Source organism: Mesorhizobium sp. M8A.F.Ca.ET.161.01.1.1, assembly GCF_004792105.1.
Classification (GTDB): Bacteria; Pseudomonadota; Alphaproteobacteria; order Rhizobiales; family Rhizobiaceae; genus Mesorhizobium.
In genome coordinates, this window is record NZ_SRTD01000005.1 from 165,358 (window position 1) to 180,263 (window position 14,906).

At 63.0% G+C, this 14,906-nt stretch carries 16 protein-coding genes; 10 read left to right on the plus strand and 6 right to left on the minus strand.

Annotated elements, in window-relative coordinates; genetic code table 11:
- Nucleotides 1-109: 109 nt before the first annotated feature.
- From pstS to phoB, 6 genes are all read left to right on the plus strand, one after another.
- Nucleotides 110-1,165 (plus strand): phosphate ABC transporter substrate-binding protein PstS, encoded by a 1,056-nt coding sequence (gene pstS, locus EN804_RS15025; protein WP_127277560.1) that lies wholly within the window; start codon nucleotides 110-112, stop codon nucleotides 1,163-1,165.
- Between the two features lie 66 nt (nucleotides 1,166-1,231).
- Nucleotides 1,232-2,215: a phosphate ABC transporter permease subunit PstC gene (gene pstC / locus EN804_RS15030; protein ID WP_135920073.1), complete on the plus strand. Its 984-nt coding sequence runs from the start codon at nucleotides 1,232-1,234 to the stop codon at nucleotides 2,213-2,215.
- Nucleotides 2,216-2,218: 3 nt separating this feature from the next.
- Nucleotides 2,219-3,070, plus strand: a complete 852-nt coding sequence (gene pstA, locus EN804_RS15035) for a phosphate ABC transporter permease PstA (RefSeq protein WP_127277556.1) — start codon at nucleotides 2,219-2,221, stop codon at nucleotides 3,068-3,070.
- A complete protein-coding gene (gene pstB, locus EN804_RS15040; RefSeq protein ID WP_127277554.1) occupies nucleotides 3,067-3,870 on the plus strand; it encodes a phosphate ABC transporter ATP-binding protein PstB in 804 nt (267 codons plus the stop codon). The genes pstA and pstB overlap by 4 nt, the downstream gene beginning before the upstream one ends.
- Nucleotides 3,871-3,895: 25 nt before the next feature.
- Nucleotides 3,896-4,603, plus strand: a complete 708-nt coding sequence (phoU, locus tag EN804_RS15045; RefSeq protein WP_127277552.1) for a phosphate signaling complex protein PhoU — start codon at nucleotides 3,896-3,898, stop codon at nucleotides 4,601-4,603.
- An 18-nt stretch (nucleotides 4,604-4,621) separates the two neighbouring features.
- A complete protein-coding gene (gene phoB / locus EN804_RS15050; RefSeq protein WP_010911896.1) occupies nucleotides 4,622-5,311 on the plus strand; it encodes a phosphate regulon transcriptional regulator PhoB in 690 nt (229 codons plus the stop codon).
- A 265-nt stretch (nucleotides 5,312-5,576) separates the two neighbouring features.
- On the opposite strand, the gene EN804_RS15055 is transcribed toward phoB, so the two are convergent.
- A complete protein-coding gene (locus EN804_RS15055) occupies nucleotides 5,577-6,821 on the minus strand; it encodes an ROK family protein (protein WP_127277549.1) in 1,245 nt (414 codons plus the stop codon).
- A gap of 264 nt (nucleotides 6,822-7,085) precedes the next feature.
- Here EN804_RS15055 and xylF point away from each other — a divergent pair, with 264 nt between their 5' ends.
- The 4 genes from xylF (at nucleotide 7,086) to EN804_RS15075 (ending at nucleotide 12,245) form a co-directional block, all read left to right on the plus strand.
- Entirely contained in the window at nucleotides 7,086-8,126 is a 1,041-nt protein-coding gene (gene xylF, locus EN804_RS15060) for a D-xylose ABC transporter substrate-binding protein (protein WP_127277547.1), read from the plus strand.
- Between the two features lie 141 nt (nucleotides 8,127-8,267).
- Nucleotides 8,268-9,620: a sugar ABC transporter permease gene (locus tag EN804_RS15065; RefSeq protein ID WP_127277544.1), complete on the plus strand. Its 1,353-nt coding sequence runs from the start codon at nucleotides 8,268-8,270 to the stop codon at nucleotides 9,618-9,620.
- Nucleotides 9,621-9,630: 10 nt separating this feature from the next.
- On the plus strand, nucleotides 9,631-10,455 hold the full coding sequence (locus tag EN804_RS15070; protein WP_127277541.1) for an ATP-binding cassette domain-containing protein: 825 nt from the start codon (nucleotides 9,631-9,633) through the stop codon (nucleotides 10,453-10,455).
- Nucleotides 10,456-10,604: 149 nt separating this feature from the next.
- Entirely contained in the window at nucleotides 10,605-12,245 is a 1,641-nt protein-coding gene (locus EN804_RS15075; RefSeq protein WP_135920075.1) for a CHASE domain-containing protein, read from the plus strand.
- Nucleotides 12,246-12,389: 144 nt separating this feature from the next.
- Here the strand turns inward: EN804_RS15075 and EN804_RS15080 are convergent, their stop codons facing one another.
- From EN804_RS15080 to EN804_RS15095, 5 genes are all read right to left on the minus strand, one after another.
- The gene (locus EN804_RS15080) at nucleotides 12,390-12,635 is read right to left on the minus strand and encodes a YMGG-like glycine zipper-containing protein (protein ID WP_135920077.1); all 246 of its coding nucleotides are present in this window, start codon (nucleotides 12,633-12,635) and stop codon (nucleotides 12,390-12,392) included.
- 83 nt (nucleotides 12,636-12,718) lie between these two features.
- Nucleotides 12,719-13,045 carry a hypothetical protein gene (locus EN804_RS15085; protein WP_135863092.1) on the minus strand — a complete coding sequence of 109 codons (327 nt, stop codon included), beginning with the start codon at nucleotides 13,043-13,045 and terminating at the stop codon, nucleotides 12,719-12,721.
- Between the two features lie 105 nt (nucleotides 13,046-13,150).
- The gene (locus EN804_RS37245) at nucleotides 13,151-13,327 is read right to left on the minus strand and encodes a hypothetical protein (RefSeq protein WP_167531410.1); all 177 of its coding nucleotides are present in this window, start codon (nucleotides 13,325-13,327) and stop codon (nucleotides 13,151-13,153) included.
- Nucleotides 13,328-13,459: 132 nt separating this feature from the next.
- On the minus strand, nucleotides 13,460-14,494 hold the full coding sequence (locus tag EN804_RS15090) for a sensor histidine kinase (protein ID WP_127280181.1): 1,035 nt from the start codon (nucleotides 14,492-14,494) through the stop codon (nucleotides 13,460-13,462).
- Between the two features lie 163 nt (nucleotides 14,495-14,657).
- Complete coding sequence (locus EN804_RS15095; protein WP_027031438.1) at nucleotides 14,658-14,822, minus strand: DUF1328 domain-containing protein; 165 nt, start codon at nucleotides 14,820-14,822, stop codon at nucleotides 14,658-14,660.
- Between the last annotated feature and the right edge of the window lie 84 nt (nucleotides 14,823-14,906).

The following is a 14,906-nucleotide window of genomic DNA, read 5'->3' on the forward strand; positions in this document are numbered from 1 at the left end:
GGGCTGACACGAAACTGTCATGCGACTGTTATAATCGAAGGCTATTGGCCTCAGCGGGCGCCGGAGGAAATGGCGCCGAGAGACCATCTTCCGAACAGGAGCAGGCCACATGAGACATTTCATCCGCTCGGCGGCCGTTGCGATTGCAATGGCTGCGGCGTCCACCCTCACCCTTTCCGCAGCAATGGCAGCTGACCTTTCCGGCGCCGGCTCGACCTTCATCTATCCGGTGTTCGCCAAATGGGCCGACACCTACAAGAAGGACACCGGCATCGGCCTCAACTATCAGTCGATCGGCTCGGGCGGCGGCATCAAGCAGGTCATCGCCAAGACCGTGACCTTCGGCGCCACCGACAAGCCGATGTCCGACGCCGATCTGGAAAAGAACGGCCTCGTACAGTTCCCGATGGTGATGGGCGGGATCGTGCCGATCGTCAACCTCACGGGCATCAAGCCGGGCGAACTCGTCCTCGACGGCAAGACGCTGGCCCAGATCTATCTCGGCGCCATCACCACTTGGGATGACGCCGCGATCAAGGCGCTGAACCCCTCGCTCACCCTGCCGTCGACCGCGATCGCCGTCGTGCATCGTTCGGACGGCTCGGGCACCACCTTCAACTTCACCGACTACCTCGTGAAGCTCTCGCCCGACTGGAAGGACAAGGTTGGTTCGGACACGGCCGTCGAATGGCCGACCGGCGTCGGCGCCAAGGGCAGCGAAGGCGTTGCCAACACCGTCAAGCAGACCGACGGCGGCATCGGCTACGTCGAATATGCCTATGCCAAGCAGAACAAGCTGTCCTACTCCAAGATGCTGAATGCAGCCGGCAAGGTCGTCGAGCCGTCGCTCGAATCCTTCGGCGCCGCCGCTTCGAATGCCGACTTCAAGACTGCCAAGAACTTCAACGTCATCATCACCAACGAGCCCGGCGACGCCACCTGGCCGATCGCCGCCTCGACCTGGGTGCTGATCCACAAGGCTCCGGACGATGCCGCCGCCACCGGCGAAGCGCTGAAGTTCTTTGCCTGGGCCTACAAGGACGGCAAGGAAACCGCCAAGGCGCTCGACTACGTGTCGATCCCCGACAGCGTCGTCGACCTGATCAAGGCTTCGTGGAAGGCCGACATCCAGGCCGGCGGCAAGCCGGTCTACGCTGGCGAGTAACATCACCCGAAGGAGCGCCGCTTTACGCGGCGCTCCTTTTTCTCAACACAAAGAGCCGAGCTTGACATGAGTGCTGTCCAGGAAGCCTTGCCAGCCATCAAGGGCTCGCGCGATGCCATCGTCAGACGTTTCGCGCTGACGGACACGATCTTTCATGCGGCGACCCGTGCCGCCGCGATCCTGGTTCTGGTCCTGCTTGGCGGCTTCGCCATCTCGTTGTTTGCCGGTTCCTGGCAAGCGCTCTCGACCTTCGGCTTCTCCTTTCTGACCACGGAAAGCTGGAACCCGGTGACCGAGAAATTCGGTGCGCTGGCGCCCATCTACGGCACCATCATCACATCCGCCATCGCCATCCTGATTGCCGTGCCGCTCGGCATCGGCATCGCGATCTTTCTCACCGAACTTTGCCCGCGCGCATTGCGGCGCCCGATTGGCATGGCGGTCGAACTGCTCGCCGGCATCCCCTCGATCATCTACGGCATCTGGGGCCTATTCGTGCTGGCACCGTTCCTGCAGACGACGGTGCAACCCTTTATCATCTGGCTGTTCCATGGTGTTCCCGGGCTCAACAACCTGTTTGCCGGCCCGCCCTATGGTATCGGCCTGCTCACCTCGGCGATGATCCTCGCCATCATGATCCTGCCTTTCATCACCTCGATCACCAAGGACGTGTTCGACACGGTGCCGTCGGTGCTGAAAGAGTCGGCCTACGGCATCGGTTGCACGACCTGGGAAGTGACGCGGCGCGTGGTCATTCCCTATACCCGGATCGGTATCATGGGCGGCGTCATGCTCGCCCTTGGCCGTGCGCTCGGCGAAACGATGGCCGTCACTTTCGTCATCGGCAACGCGCACCGCATCTCGACTTCGCTGTTCGCGCCCGCCACGACGATCTCGGCGACCATCGCCAACGAATTCACCGAAGCCGTTGGCGATCTCTACACCTCCTCGCTGGTGGCGCTCGGCCTGATCCTGTTCGTCATCACCTTCCTCATCCTTGCCATCGCACGCTACATGCTGATGCGCATCGACGCCCGTACGGGAGCCTGACCAATGTCGACAGCCGCATCGCTTCACCAAAGCCGCAAGCGCAGGAATGGCGTGATGATGACGCTGTGCGTCGTCGCCGCCGGCATTGGCCTCGCCTGGCTGGCACTTATCCTCGGCGCGCTGCTCTACAAGGGCCTGTCCGGCGTCTCGCTGGCCGTTTTCACCGAAATGACGCCTCCGCCCGGCGACGCCGGGGGCCTGCTCAATGCCATCTACGGCAGCGTGGTGATGACGATCATCGCCGTGATCGTCGGCACGCCGATCGGCGTGCTCGCCGGTACCTACATGGCCGAATACGGCCGCTTCTCCAAGCTCACCACCATCGTGCGCTTCATCAACGATATCCTGTTGTCGGCGCCATCGATCATCATCGGCCTGTTCGTCTACGAGTTGATGGTGCGGCCGATGGGACATTTCTCCGCCATTGCCGGCGCCGTTGCGCTGGCCATCCTGGTCATTCCGGTCGTGGTGCGCACCACCGAGGACATGCTCAACCTGGTGCCGAACGCGCTGCGTGAAGCCGGCACCGCGATCGGCGCGCCGCGCTGGGTGGTCATCAAATCTGTCGCTTACCGCGCCGCGCTCTCCGGCATCGTCACCGGCATATTGCTCGCCATCGCCCGCATCTCCGGCGAGACGGCGCCGTTGCTCTTCACCGCGCTCAACAACCAGTTCTGGTCGAGCAATCTCAACGCGCCGATGGCCAGCCTGCCTGTCACCATCTTCCAGTTCGCTCTCAGCCCCTATGAGGAATGGCAGCAACTGGCATGGACTGGCGCACTCATAATCACCCTGACGGTTCTCGGCCTGAGCATTTTCGCCCGCAGCCTTACCGGACGCAGAGAGGACAGATGAAACCGATGTTGTCCACCGAGTTGAACACGCCCGAAGTGGCCGTGGATAAGGCCAAGATCGAGGTCAAGAACCTCAACTTCTACTACGGCCAGTCGAAGGCGTTGAAGGATATCAGCCTGTCGCTGCCCGAGCGCAGCGTCACCGCCTTCATCGGCCCGTCGGGCTGCGGGAAGTCGACGCTGCTGCGCGTCTTCAACCGCATCTACGAGCTCTACCCGAAGCAGAGCGCCGACGGCCAGGTGCTGCTCGACGGCCAGAACATCCTCGACCGCTCGCAGGATCTCAATCTCCTGCGCACCAAGATCGGCATGGTGTTCCAGAAGCCGACGCCGTTCCCGATGTCGATCTACGAGAACATCGCTTTCGGCGTCCGTCTCTACGAGAAGATCAGCAAGTCCGAGATGGACGGCCGTGTCGAACAGGCGCTGAAGCGCGCGGCATTGTGGACCGAGGTCAAGGACAAGCTCAACGCTAGCGGCCTCAGCCTGTCGGGCGGCCAGCAGCAGCGTCTTTGCATCGCCCGCACCGTGGCGGTGAAGCCGGAAGTCATCCTGCTCGACGAACCAGCCTCGGCGCTCGATCCGCTGTCGACCGCCAAGATCGAGGAACTGATCGACGAGCTGCAGGCCGACTATACGATCGTCATCGTCACCCACAACATGCAGCAGGCGGCGCGCGTGTCGCGCCAGACGGCGTTCATGTATCTGGGCGAACTGGTCGAATTCGACAAGACCGAGAAGATCTTCACGTCGCCTCGCGAGAAGCGCACGCAGGACTACATCACCGGCCGCTTCGGCTGATATCACGCATACGAGGACCAGGATCATGGCCGAACACACAGTCGCAGCCTTCGATGAGGATCTCGGACAGATCAGCAGGCTGATCAGCGACATGGGCGATCTCGCCGGCACGATGGTCGGCGGCGCCACCAAGGCTCTGCTGAATTCCGACAACGCGCTGGCACAGCGCGTCGTCTCCGACGACGCCATCATGGATGCGCGCCAGCGCGAACTCGACGACCGCGCCATCACCCTGATCGCCAAGCGCCAGCCGATGGCCGACGATCTGCGTCATGTCGTCGGCTCGATCCGCATGGCGGGCGACCTCGAGCGCATCGGCGACCTTGCCAAGAACATCGCCAAGCGTGTCGGTTCCGTCGGCCTCACCGCGACGCCGCGCGACCTGTCGCACTCGATCGATTCCATGGCGCAGCTGGTGCTGATCCAGGTGCAGGGCGTGGTCGAGGAATATGCGGCCGGCGATGCCGCCGCCCTCGCCAAGCTCAGGAATGACGACGAACGCATCGACGTCAAATACACCTCGGTGTTCCGCGAACTGCTGACCTACATGATGGAGGATCCGCGCAACATCACGGCTTGCACGCATCTCTTGTTCTGCGCCAAGAATCTCGAGCGCATCGGCGACCATGTGACCAACATCGCCGAGAATGCGTATTATGTGCTGACCGGAACGCAACTGCCCGCCAATCGTCCGAAGCAGGACGAGACGGCGATGTCGGCGCCGGCGGCTTGACGATAGGATGATCTGCCAATGATCGCGCCACGCATCATGGTGGTGGAGGACGAGGAGCCGCTCGGCGTGCTCCTCCGCTACAATCTGGAATCGGAAGGCTACCAGGTCGAGGTGGTGACGCGCGGCGACGAAGCCGAGATCCGCCTCCAGGAGAATGTGCCCGACCTCCTGGTGCTCGACTGGATGGTGCCGGCTGTTTCCGGCATCGAACTCTGTCGGCGCCTGCGAATGCGGCCCGAGACCGAGAGGTTGCCGATCATCATGCTCACGGCGCGCGGTGAGGAGAGCGACCGCGTGCGTGGCCTTTCGACCGGCGCCGACGACTATCTGGTCAAGCCGTTCTCGACGCCGGAATTCATGGCCCGGGTCAAGGCGCTGCTGCGTCGCGCCAAGCCGGAAGTGCTGTCCAGCGTGCTCAAGGTCGGCGACATCGTGCTCGACCGTGAATCGCACCGGGTCTATCGCAAGAAGAGCGAAATCCGGCTCGGACCGACCGAGTTCCGGCTGCTCGAATTCATGATGCGCCATCCCGGCCGGGTGTTCTCGCGCAGCCAGTTGCTCGACAATGTCTGGGGCGAGACGATCTATATCGACGAGCGCACGGTGGACGTGCATGTCGGTCGCCTGCGCAAGGCGGTCAACAATGGCCGCATGCCCGACGTCATCCGCACCATCCGCGGCGCGGGCTACGCGATCAGGGAAGACTAGGTCCAGGGCGGCTACGCCCCTGACTTCGTCATCCACGAGCGGAGCAAGGAGCGAAGCGACGCGGCGCAGACCCGAGGATCCATGCCGGGACCTCGACGCGTCGCCGCAGTGCAGAATTCTGCGCCGTTGCACTCTACGATCGAGGTCACGGCATGGATCCCAGGGTCTCCGCGACGCCGCTTCGCGGCTGCTCCGCCCAGGGATGACGACCTTGAGGGCGCTCGGCCAACCTCCAGCATTGGTGGTGATTCACCGGAGCGTTCGCTCAGGCCACGCTCTTCCCAGCACTGCCTCTCGCCTGCACGCCCGGCGCGAAAATCTCCTGGTCGACGAAGGTCAAGGCGCGCATGGCGCAGCCTTCGCGAATGAGCGGCAGTTCGTTCGGCTCGGTGTCGAAGGAAATCGATTCCGAATGCTGGCCGCCGGCGGTCTGGGCGATGGCCTCGCGCAAGGCCGGCTCGATCAGATCGAAGGCGGCGGCACTGACACCGACCATGGCGACCGGCGCCGGGTCGATCAGCGCGAACAGGCTGCCCAGCCCATAGCCCAGCGCCTCGCCCGCCTTGCGATAGGCTTCGCGCTCCGGTCCGTCTTTCTCCCTTGCCGTCGCGGCGAGTGTCCGCATCTGCGCGTCGCTGACATCGGCGACCGGTTCGGCGTCCTCGCCAAGCTGCCTGGCATTACGCCAGATGGCATAGTTGCCGGCATAGGCCTCGACGCAGCCGCGCCGCCCGCAACGGCAGAGCGCGCCGCCCGGGCGATGGATCATGTGGCCGAATTCGCCGCCCGATGAATGGGTGCCGGTGAACAGTTCGCCCTTGAGCACCAGGCCCATGCCGATGCCGTGCGAGAGCAGGATGGCGATGAAGTCGTCGCGGTAGCGTTGAGGGTCGCGCCAGCGCAACGCCACCGCCATCATGTTGCAGTCGTTCTCCATGGTGGCGGGGATGCCGAATTCGGCTTCGAGTATGTCGGCGAAGGCAATGTCCGTCTGCGGCGTGATCGGCGACCACAGCATGGCACGCGCCTTGGTGTCGGTGATGCCCTGGATCGCCAGCGCGATGCGGGCAACACTGCGGATATCGAGATCGGGGTCCTCGATGCGGCGGCGCACTATTGCCGTGCATTCGCCGATCAGCGCCTCGCGCGACATGGTCAGCGTGTCCAGCCGGCGCTGCTCCTCGGCGACCACCTGGCCGGCATAATCGATGACGGCGACGGATAGGAAATTCAGCGACAGCACCACGGTCATCACAGCCGCGGCCTCGGGGTTGAGGCCGAGGCCAACCTGCGGCCGGCCGCGTTTGAGTGAGCCGGCCTCGTTCGGCTTGCCTTCGGTCAGGATACCTTCGCCGATCAGGTCGGCGGATATCGCCGATATGGTCGAGTGGCTGAGGCCAGTGGTGGCGGCGATCTCGGTGCGCGAGGGCTGACCATCCCGGCGCACGGCTGCAATCACCATTGCGCGGTTGCGCCGGCGCAGATCGTCGTGGCGGATTCCCACCGACATGCTTTCCCTCCCGGTTGCCGCGGTTCTTGATCCCCCTCGAATACCTCCGGCAACAGGGTCAAACACTGGCAGAAGCGGCCGGTGCTGTCATTTATTTATTGCGAGGCTCGAAAAAAAATTTCTGGCACCTCAAAATCCATCAGAATCGATGTTGACAGTGTTCTGGCGATGGACCAGTGTTTTTTCGAGGCTCGAAAAAATAGAGCCTTTGTGCCGGCCTTCGGGCCAGTTTGGTCGCGCCATACGCGGCGCAGGGAGGATATCATGAAGAGATTCACAGCCGCCATCCTGGCGGGTGTCGCCATGTCGCTGACACTGGTGTCGGTCGCGCAGGCGAAGGACAAGGTCATCGGCGTTTCCTGGTCCAACTTCCAGGAAGAGCGCTGGAAGACCGACGAGGCCGCCATGAAGAAGGCGATCGAGGCCGCGGGCGACAAGTACATTTCCGCCGATGCGCAGTCCAATCCCGGCAAGCAGCTGACCGATGTCGAGAGCCTGATTTCGCAGGGCGCCAATTCGCTGATCATCCTGGCGCAGGATGCCTCGGCCATCGGTCCGGCGGTGCAGAAAGCGCTCGACGAGGGCATTCCGGTCGTCGGCTATGACCGCCTGATCGAAAACAAGGACGTCTTCTACCTGACCTTCGACAACAAGGAAGTCGGCCGCATGCAGGCCCGTGAAGTGTTCAAGGTGAAGCCTGAAGGCAACTACGTCTTCATCAAGGGCTCGGGTGCCGACCCGAATGCCGACTTCCTGTTCTCGGGCTCGATGGAAGTGCTGAAGGAAGCCATCGACTCGGGCAAGATCAAGAATGTCGGCGAGGCCTATACGGACGGCTGGCTGCCCGCCAACGCCCAGAAGAACATGGAGCAATTCCTCACCGCCAATGACAACAAGGTCGACGCGGTGGTCGCGGCCAATGACGGCACCGCCGGCGGCGTCGTCGCGGCGCTGACGGCGCAGGGGCTCGCCGGCACCGTGCCGGTCTCTGGCCAGGACGGCGACCACGCCGCGCTCAACCGCATCGCGCTCGGCACCCAGACCGTGTCGGTGTGGAAGGACGCGCGTGAACTCGGCAAGAACGCCGCCGAGATCGCCTCGCAGCTCGCCGACGGCAAGAAGATGACCGACATCGCCGGCGTGAAGGACTTCACAACGCCTGGCGGCAACACCGTCAAGTCGCTGTTCCTGACCCCGGTCGCCATCACCAAGGATAATCTCAACCTCGTCATCGACGCCGGCTGGATCAAGAAGGACGAAGTCTGCGCGGGCGTCGCCGCCGGCAGCGTTGCGGCCTGCAACTGAGTTTGACCGCTTGAAGAAATGAAGGCGCCGCGGCCCAAAGCCGCGGCGTTTTCTCAAAAAGATTTGTGTTTCCGCATCACGCGGATAGCTTCTAGGCTGGCTTCGGCATCCGCGTAGACGGCCAGCCGGTTGGAGGAAATCATGACCGATACGACGTCCAACCCGCAGGCCGATACCGCGCGCGCCTCGGAACTCGGCGCGGTCGCCCGGTTCCTGAAGGCGACCGAGATCGACACCCGCATGCTCGGCATGATCGGCGCCCTGCTGCTGATCTGGGTCGCGCTGCATGTGATTTCGAGCCTGCGTCTCGGCGTCAATCCGCTCGATTTCGACAGCCGCACGTTTCTCACGCCGCGCAATCTGTGGAACCTGTCGGTGCAGACGTCCGCGGTCGCCATCATGGCTTGTGGCATGGTGCTGGTCATCGTCATGCGCAACATCGACCTGTCCGTCGGTTCCGCCGAGGGCCTGATCGGCATGGTCATGGGTTTTGCGCAGGTGCATTTCCTGGTTCGGTTCGTGGGGCTTGAACTCGGCAACCCATGGATCTGGGTCCTGGCTCTGGTCATCGGCCTGGCGCTCGGCCTTTTGATCGGCGCCTTCCAGGGCTTCGTCATTGCCTATCTCGAAGTGCCGGCCTTCATCGTCACGCTGGGCGGCCTGCTGGTCTGGCGCGGCGCCGCCTGGTGGGTCACGTCAGGCCAGACGGTGGCACCGCTCGACGCCACCTTCCAGCTGATGGGTGGCGGCCCGGCCGGATCGATCGGCGCCACCTGGAGCTGGGTCGTGGGCATCGTCGCCTGCCTGGCCGTCGTGTTCGCGCTGTTCAACGGGCGCGTGCAGCGCAAGCGCTTCCGCTTCCCGCTGCGGCCGGTCTGGGCCGAGACGCTGCTCGGCGCCGTCACCTGCGCCGTCATCATGGGCGCGGTCTGGCTGGCCAACTCCTATCCATGGCCGATCGGCATCGTGAACCGCTACGCGGCCGCCAACAACATCACCGTACCCGAGGGCGGCCTGTTCATCGCCCACGGCATCGCGATACCGGTGCTGATGGCGGTCGCCGTCGGCCTGGTCATGACCTTCATCACCAACCGCACCCGTTTCGGCCGTTATGTCTTTGCCATCGGCGGCAATCCGGAAGCGGCCAATCTCGCCGGCATCAACACGCGCTGGATCACCATGAAGGTGTTCATGATCATGGGCGTGCTGGCCACGATCGCGGCCGCCATTTCGTCGGCCCGGCAGAACTCCTCCACCAATGTGCTTGGCACATTGGACGAGCTGCTCGTCATTGCCGCGGCCGTCATCGGCGGCACGTCGCTTGCCGGCGGCTCGGGAACGATCATCGGCGCCATGCTCGGCGCATTGCTGATGCAGTCGCTGCAGTCGGGCATGGTGCTGCTCGGCGTCGACTCGCCGCTGCAGAGCATCGTCGTCGGCGCCGTGCTGGTCATCGCGGTGTGGCTCGATACCGTCTATCGCAAGCGGGTTTAGGGATACGATCATGGCTGACAAAACCGCTCCCGCAACTGCCCCCGCAACCGCCCCCATGGGCACGCCGCTGGTCGACATGCGCAACATCTCGATCGCCTTCGGCGGCATCCGTGCCGTCGACGACGCGTCGATCGACCTTTTCCCGGGCGAGGTCGTAGCGCTGCTCGGCCACAACGGCGCCGGCAAGTCGACGCTGATCAAGATCCTGTCCGGTGCCTACAAGCGCGATGCCGGCCAGATCTTCGTCAATGGCGAGGAGGCAGCGATCTCCAACCCGCGCGACGCCAAGAAATACGGCATCGAGACGATCTACCAGACGCTGGCCCTGGCCGACAATGTCGATGCCGCCGCCAATCTGTTCCTCGGCCGCGAGCTGATGACCGCCTGGGGCACGCTCGACGACGTCGCCATGGAGGCCGAGGCGCGCAAGGTGATGGGGCGGCTCAATCCCCGCTTCCAGCGCTTCAAGGAGCCGGTGATCAAACTGTCAGGCGGACAGCGGCAGTCGGTGGCGATCGCACGCGCCATCCTGTTCAACGCCCGCATCCTGATCATGGACGAGCCGACGGCGGCACTCGGCCCCCAGGAAACGGCACAGGTCGGCGAACTGGTCAGGCAGCTCAAGTCCGACGGCATCGGCATTTTCCTGATCAGCCACGACATCCACGACGTGTTCGAGCTCGCCGACCGGGTTTGCGTGATGAAGAACGGCCAGGTGGTCGGCACGGCACGCACCACGGACGTCACCCAGGACGAAGTGCTGGGCATGATCATCCTGGGCAAATGTCCTCCAGGTGCCATACCGGGGCCGGGGGCGCTGAGGATCGCCGCCTGAGGCCGGCCGCAGGCCGGCCGGGCCGCTCGGGCACGCCCCGTTGCCGTTCACGTGATATGCCAGTGATCACGATGGCTTGGCCTGACCATTGTGTTGGCCCGGCGACTTGCCCATAAAGGTCCTGTTTTGCTCATGGACCGCATCATCCGTTGAAGAAGCTTTTTCCAATCGTCGCGTTCATAGCCGTTGCATTGATCAGCATGACCATGGCGGGGTTCGCTTATTTCGCGACGCAGGAGGCCGCCCGCATTAAGTTCGAAGGGGCGGCCGATGACGCCCTCAACCGGATCGAGAGCCGCATCGACCTGCATCTGTCGCTGTTGCGCTCGACACAGGCCCTGTTCGATGCGCGCAACGGCGATATTTCCCAGAGCGAGTTCAAGGCCTTCTTCAAGGCGCTGGATATCGACAGCAATTTTGCCGGCCTGCGCGGCATCGGCTTCCTGCGGCTGGTCAAGACGGGCGACGAAGCCGCAGTGGAGCGCGACATCCTCCGCGATTTCGGCGCCAGCCATCCGGTCTATCCGGATACGACGCAGCCCTGGCGCACGCCGATAGCCCTTTTCGAGCCGCTGGATCCGTCCAACCAGGCCAGCATCGGCTATGACATGTTCAGCGAGCCGGTGCGGCGCGTGGCGATCGAAAAGGCGATGGCCGACGACCAGCAGCATGCAAGCGGGCTGGTGCAGCTCGGCCAGGGCACGGGCGTCGCGCAGACCTTCACCGGGTTCCTGGCCTTCGTGCGGCTCAATGTAGAAACGGCGCCGGAGGTCATCAACGCATCGCGATCCTCGACCGCCGGCTTTCTCTATGCCGCCTTCCGGGCCCGGGACCTGTTCCAGATCGCGCTGAGCCGTGCGCCGCTGCTGCCGGTCAACACAGAGATTTACGACGGAGCGGTGAACGGCGACAATCTGTTGTTCCGCTCGGAGACGCCACCGGTTTCATCCCTGGGAGACCGGCTGCTGGTCACCCGCAAGATGACCGTGGCGGGGCGCCCTTGGACCGTTTTGTTCAGGCCGACCAGCGCCTTCTCGCAACCCTCGTCGCGCGCCATCCCCGTCATGCTGGGAATGTTCGGCCTGCTCCTGGCCGGTGCCATCGCTCTGGTGGCGCGCTACCAGGAGCGGGCCTATGACGCGGTATCGGCCTTGCATGAGACAATGGAAAAGAGCCTGCTCGAAAAGGACCTGATGCTGCAGGAGATGAAGCATCGCATCAAGAACTCGATCACCAGGGTGCTGGCGATCGCGCGGCAGACGGCGTCGCGGGCCACCGACGTCAATGAGTTCTCCGCTTCCTTCTCGGCCAGGCTGCAGGCGATGGCCGCCTCGCAGGATATGCTGACGCGCTCGCGCTGGCAGAAAGCCGACCTTGCCGATCTGCTGCGAATCGAGCTCGGCCAGGTGTTCGGCAAGGAACTGCCGGAGGGGCTCCTGTCAGGCCCGGAGGTGCTGCTCGACGAAACCACGACGCAGGCGCTTGGCCTGACCTTTCATGAACTCGCCACCAATGCGCTGAAATATGGTGAAGCCGGCAATTCCGCCAATTCCTCCAAGGGAGATTGGGCGCTGAAGGTGGACTGGTCGCTGGAAGGGCGTGGGCGCGAGCGGATGCTGGCGCTGAACTGGCGGGAAGTCGGGAAAAACAGGATCGAGGCGCCGGCCGTGACCGGATTCGGCACCAAACTGATCGACCTCAACGTCACGCGCGAATTGCGCGGCACGATCAAGCGCGATTTCCAGGCTGACGGCCTGAAGGTGGAAATCAGAATTCCGTTGGTCGGCTGAAATCCTGCCGGTCGCCAGAGCGGCGGATCGACACCCCAAGAAAATCCGGAGGCCCGACATGGCCCCCGGATATGTATTCCATTAGAGCGGTTCAGCGTTTCATGGAATCGCCGAACAGCTCCTGGAAATGCTCCGATCGCTGAATTAGTTGCAGCGGGCCTGATAGGTCGTGCCGTTATGACGGCGATACACGCAATAGCCGTTGCGCAGGTTGCGAACCAGCAGGCCGGTCCCGGCACCGACCGCCGCGCCGATCAGCGCGCCCTTGCCGCCGCCGACCAACCCGCCTACGCCCGCGCCGATCAGGCCGCCGCCCACGACGTCCTGTTCGGTCGTGGTGCAGCCGCTGACGGCAACCACCGCAACCATGGCAATAAGTATTTTCCGCATAGAGTCACTCCTCACTTGTGTCCACACTTTAGTAAGCTCCAACCGCCATTTAGCACGAAACGATGGCCTTTGCTGCTGCAAATTTATTGTTGGCTAAGGTGGTCTTTTTCTGGGCGGATCGTGTTCGATGCCATGACGAGGTTGGAAATCACCAACGAAGCGTCAAGGCTACCGTCTGGCCGCACCTTCCAGGCAATTTGATCGTAGTCGTCCTCCAGCGCGGGGTCGACCGCGAGGCATTTGGCGACGATATGCTGCGCCTGTCCCTGTACGTCGCCCATCGCGAATGGGCGCTCAGCGGTGCATTCGTCGGCTGTTGCAAAAACACTGACTGGGACCTGCAATTCCCGACATTCGGCCATCGAGTTCGAGCAACCGATCACCAGTAACAACGCGGCTATGTGTTCCATGACAGATGTTCCTCTGGCCGCAATAACGGCCAACATCGTCAAAAAGTTCCTGTCCTTCCAAGGGAGTTACGCGAATACTTGGATGACAACAGGGCAGGACCTAAGTCAGGTCGACTGCCAGACAACGGCCAGCAACATTGTCACGGTCAAGGCAAGAAGGAGCCCCTTCGCCAAACCCTTATCTGCTCGAGGGGGTGTTTCTACGGAGGATTCGGCTTCCAGAAATTCGCCCATCGAAATACGTGCGGCTTGTTCCAGTCTGTTCATGTCGGCGACTGTCAAGACATCCTCCGGTATCGCGCTGCAAGCCTGCAAACAATGTCCGACGGCGGGGCAGGTTCCGGCGGTATCCGGGAAAACAGCATCCGCCCTTATGGTGAATAGCCGGTTAAGAATCGCTGCTTGCCGAGGCTCTCACTGCGTCTCGAAATTGCTGTGCGGAACGACAAGGCGATATTCGAGGTGGCCGCCGCCGATATTGAGGTCCGCGGTTCCGTTCAGGGATGCTGGCACCACCCGCTCCAAGGCGACGCTGCCGAATCGCTTTTGACCGCCGCGATCGTTGTCGGTCCCTATCGTTTCGGCCCATGTCAAAGACAGGGCTAACTCCCCCGTGGCGGCGGCGTCGAGGTTGGCGGTGACCTCGACGAAACCGTCAGGCCGGGACAGGGCGCCATAGCTGACGGAGTTGACGGCGAGTTCGTGCATCGCCAGGCCGATATGCAGCGCGGCGTTGGGATTGAGGTAGGGATTGGCGCCACGGAAGCGCAGGCTGTGCGATGGGTTCGCTCCGTAGCGGCCGACCTGGCTCGCCACCAGCTCATGAAGGGCTGCCCCTCGCCAGTTGGAGGATGTCACCAGATCCTGGGAGGACGCCAGCGACTGCAGCCGGCCGCGGAAGCGCGTCAGGAAGTCGCCGACGCCGTCGGAATAACGACCGGTCTGGGTCGCGATGCTCTGGATGATCGCCAGCAGGTTTTTCGAGCGGTGGCTGACTTCACGCAGCAGCGTCGTCAATGTCTGTTCGCGCCGCTTCTGCTCGGTCGTCTCGACCATGGTGGTGACGACGCCTTGTACATCGCCATCGTCGCCTCGGTCGGCATCGACCCAAATCTGAAACCAGCGGACGCCATTCTCGACCGGAACACTGATTTCAAGGCGCTGAGGATCGCCGGTCGCGACCACATCGTGCTTGGCGGCGCCGATGCGATCGGCCTGCGCCGTCTGCAGGATGCCGTTCCCATCGGCATCGTCGGAAGCCCAGGGCGCGCGCATGTTGCGGGCCCATACGGTCTTCATCTCGCGATCCTGGTAAAGGACGGAAATGCCGGCATTGTGCAGCGCGTGGAGAAGAGCCCGACCAAGCTGCATGCCACTTTCGGCCGGATGCATGGCGATGACTTCATCGCTCCGTGCGCCTTCCGTTCTATCTGAAGTCCTGGAGCGCATTGATCAAATCTGTCCACCCAACTCAGGCTGAACGGCTCACTGTCGAATGGGTTCCCCTAAAAGCGGTCCGCCGGACGGTGTCCATTGAAGGACCCCGCCCGGCGGTGGCTGGAAACCGTTTGAGGGGTGCGGCTTCCAGTGTTCACCTGATGAGCCGTCAGGCTCATGCCCTCTTGAACAGGCCGGCCAGAAGCGAAATGACCAGGAAAGCGAGGAAGATAAAGAACAATATCTGCGCGATTCCGGCGGATGTGCCGGCGATGCCGCCGAAACCAAGCGCGCCGGCAATAATCGCCACGACGAGAAATACGAGCGCCCAGTACAGCATGGTTCATCTCCTTCGAATGATGCGATAAAAACGTGGGTGGATGCGGTTTGTTCCACCATTCGCCGAAAAAGACCGGGCTTGCAA

Bases quoted from the DNA above. Each gene is read 5' to 3' on its own strand.
- pstS (WP_127277560.1), top strand. From the start codon at position 110: ATGAGACATTTCATCCGCTCGGCGGCCGTTGCGATTGCAATGGCTGCG.
- pstC (WP_135920073.1), top strand. From the start codon at position 1,232: ATGAGTGCTGTCCAGGAAGCCTTGCCAGCCATCAAGGGCTCGCGCGAT.
- pstA (WP_127277556.1), top strand. From the start codon at position 2,219: ATGTCGACAGCCGCATCGCTTCACCAAAGCCGCAAGCGCAGGAATGGC.
- pstB (WP_127277554.1), top strand. From the start codon at position 3,067: ATGAAACCGATGTTGTCCACCGAGTTGAACACGCCCGAAGTGGCCGTG.
- phoU (WP_127277552.1), top strand. From the start codon at position 3,896: ATGGCCGAACACACAGTCGCAGCCTTCGATGAGGATCTCGGACAGATC.
- phoB (WP_010911896.1), top strand. From the start codon at position 4,622: ATGATCGCGCCACGCATCATGGTGGTGGAGGACGAGGAGCCGCTCGGC.
- EN804_RS15055 (WP_127277549.1), bottom strand. From the start codon at position 6,821: ATGTCGGTGGGAATCCGCCACGACGATCTGCGCCGGCGCAACCGCGCA.
- xylF (WP_127277547.1), top strand. From the start codon at position 7,086: ATGAAGAGATTCACAGCCGCCATCCTGGCGGGTGTCGCCATGTCGCTG.
- EN804_RS15065 (WP_127277544.1), top strand. From the start codon at position 8,268: ATGACCGATACGACGTCCAACCCGCAGGCCGATACCGCGCGCGCCTCG.
- EN804_RS15070 (WP_127277541.1), top strand. From the start codon at position 9,631: ATGGCTGACAAAACCGCTCCCGCAACTGCCCCCGCAACCGCCCCCATG.
- EN804_RS15080 (WP_135920077.1), bottom strand. From the start codon at position 12,635: ATGCGGAAAATACTTATTGCCATGGTTGCGGTGGTTGCCGTCAGCGGC.
- EN804_RS15085 (WP_135863092.1), bottom strand. From the start codon at position 13,045: ATGGAACACATAGCCGCGTTGTTACTGGTGATCGGTTGCTCGAACTCG.
- EN804_RS15090 (WP_127280181.1), bottom strand. From the start codon at position 14,494: ATGCGCTCCAGGACTTCAGATAGAACGGAAGGCGCACGGAGCGATGAA.
- EN804_RS15095 (WP_027031438.1), bottom strand. From the start codon at position 14,822: ATGCTGTACTGGGCGCTCGTATTTCTCGTCGTGGCGATTATTGCCGGC.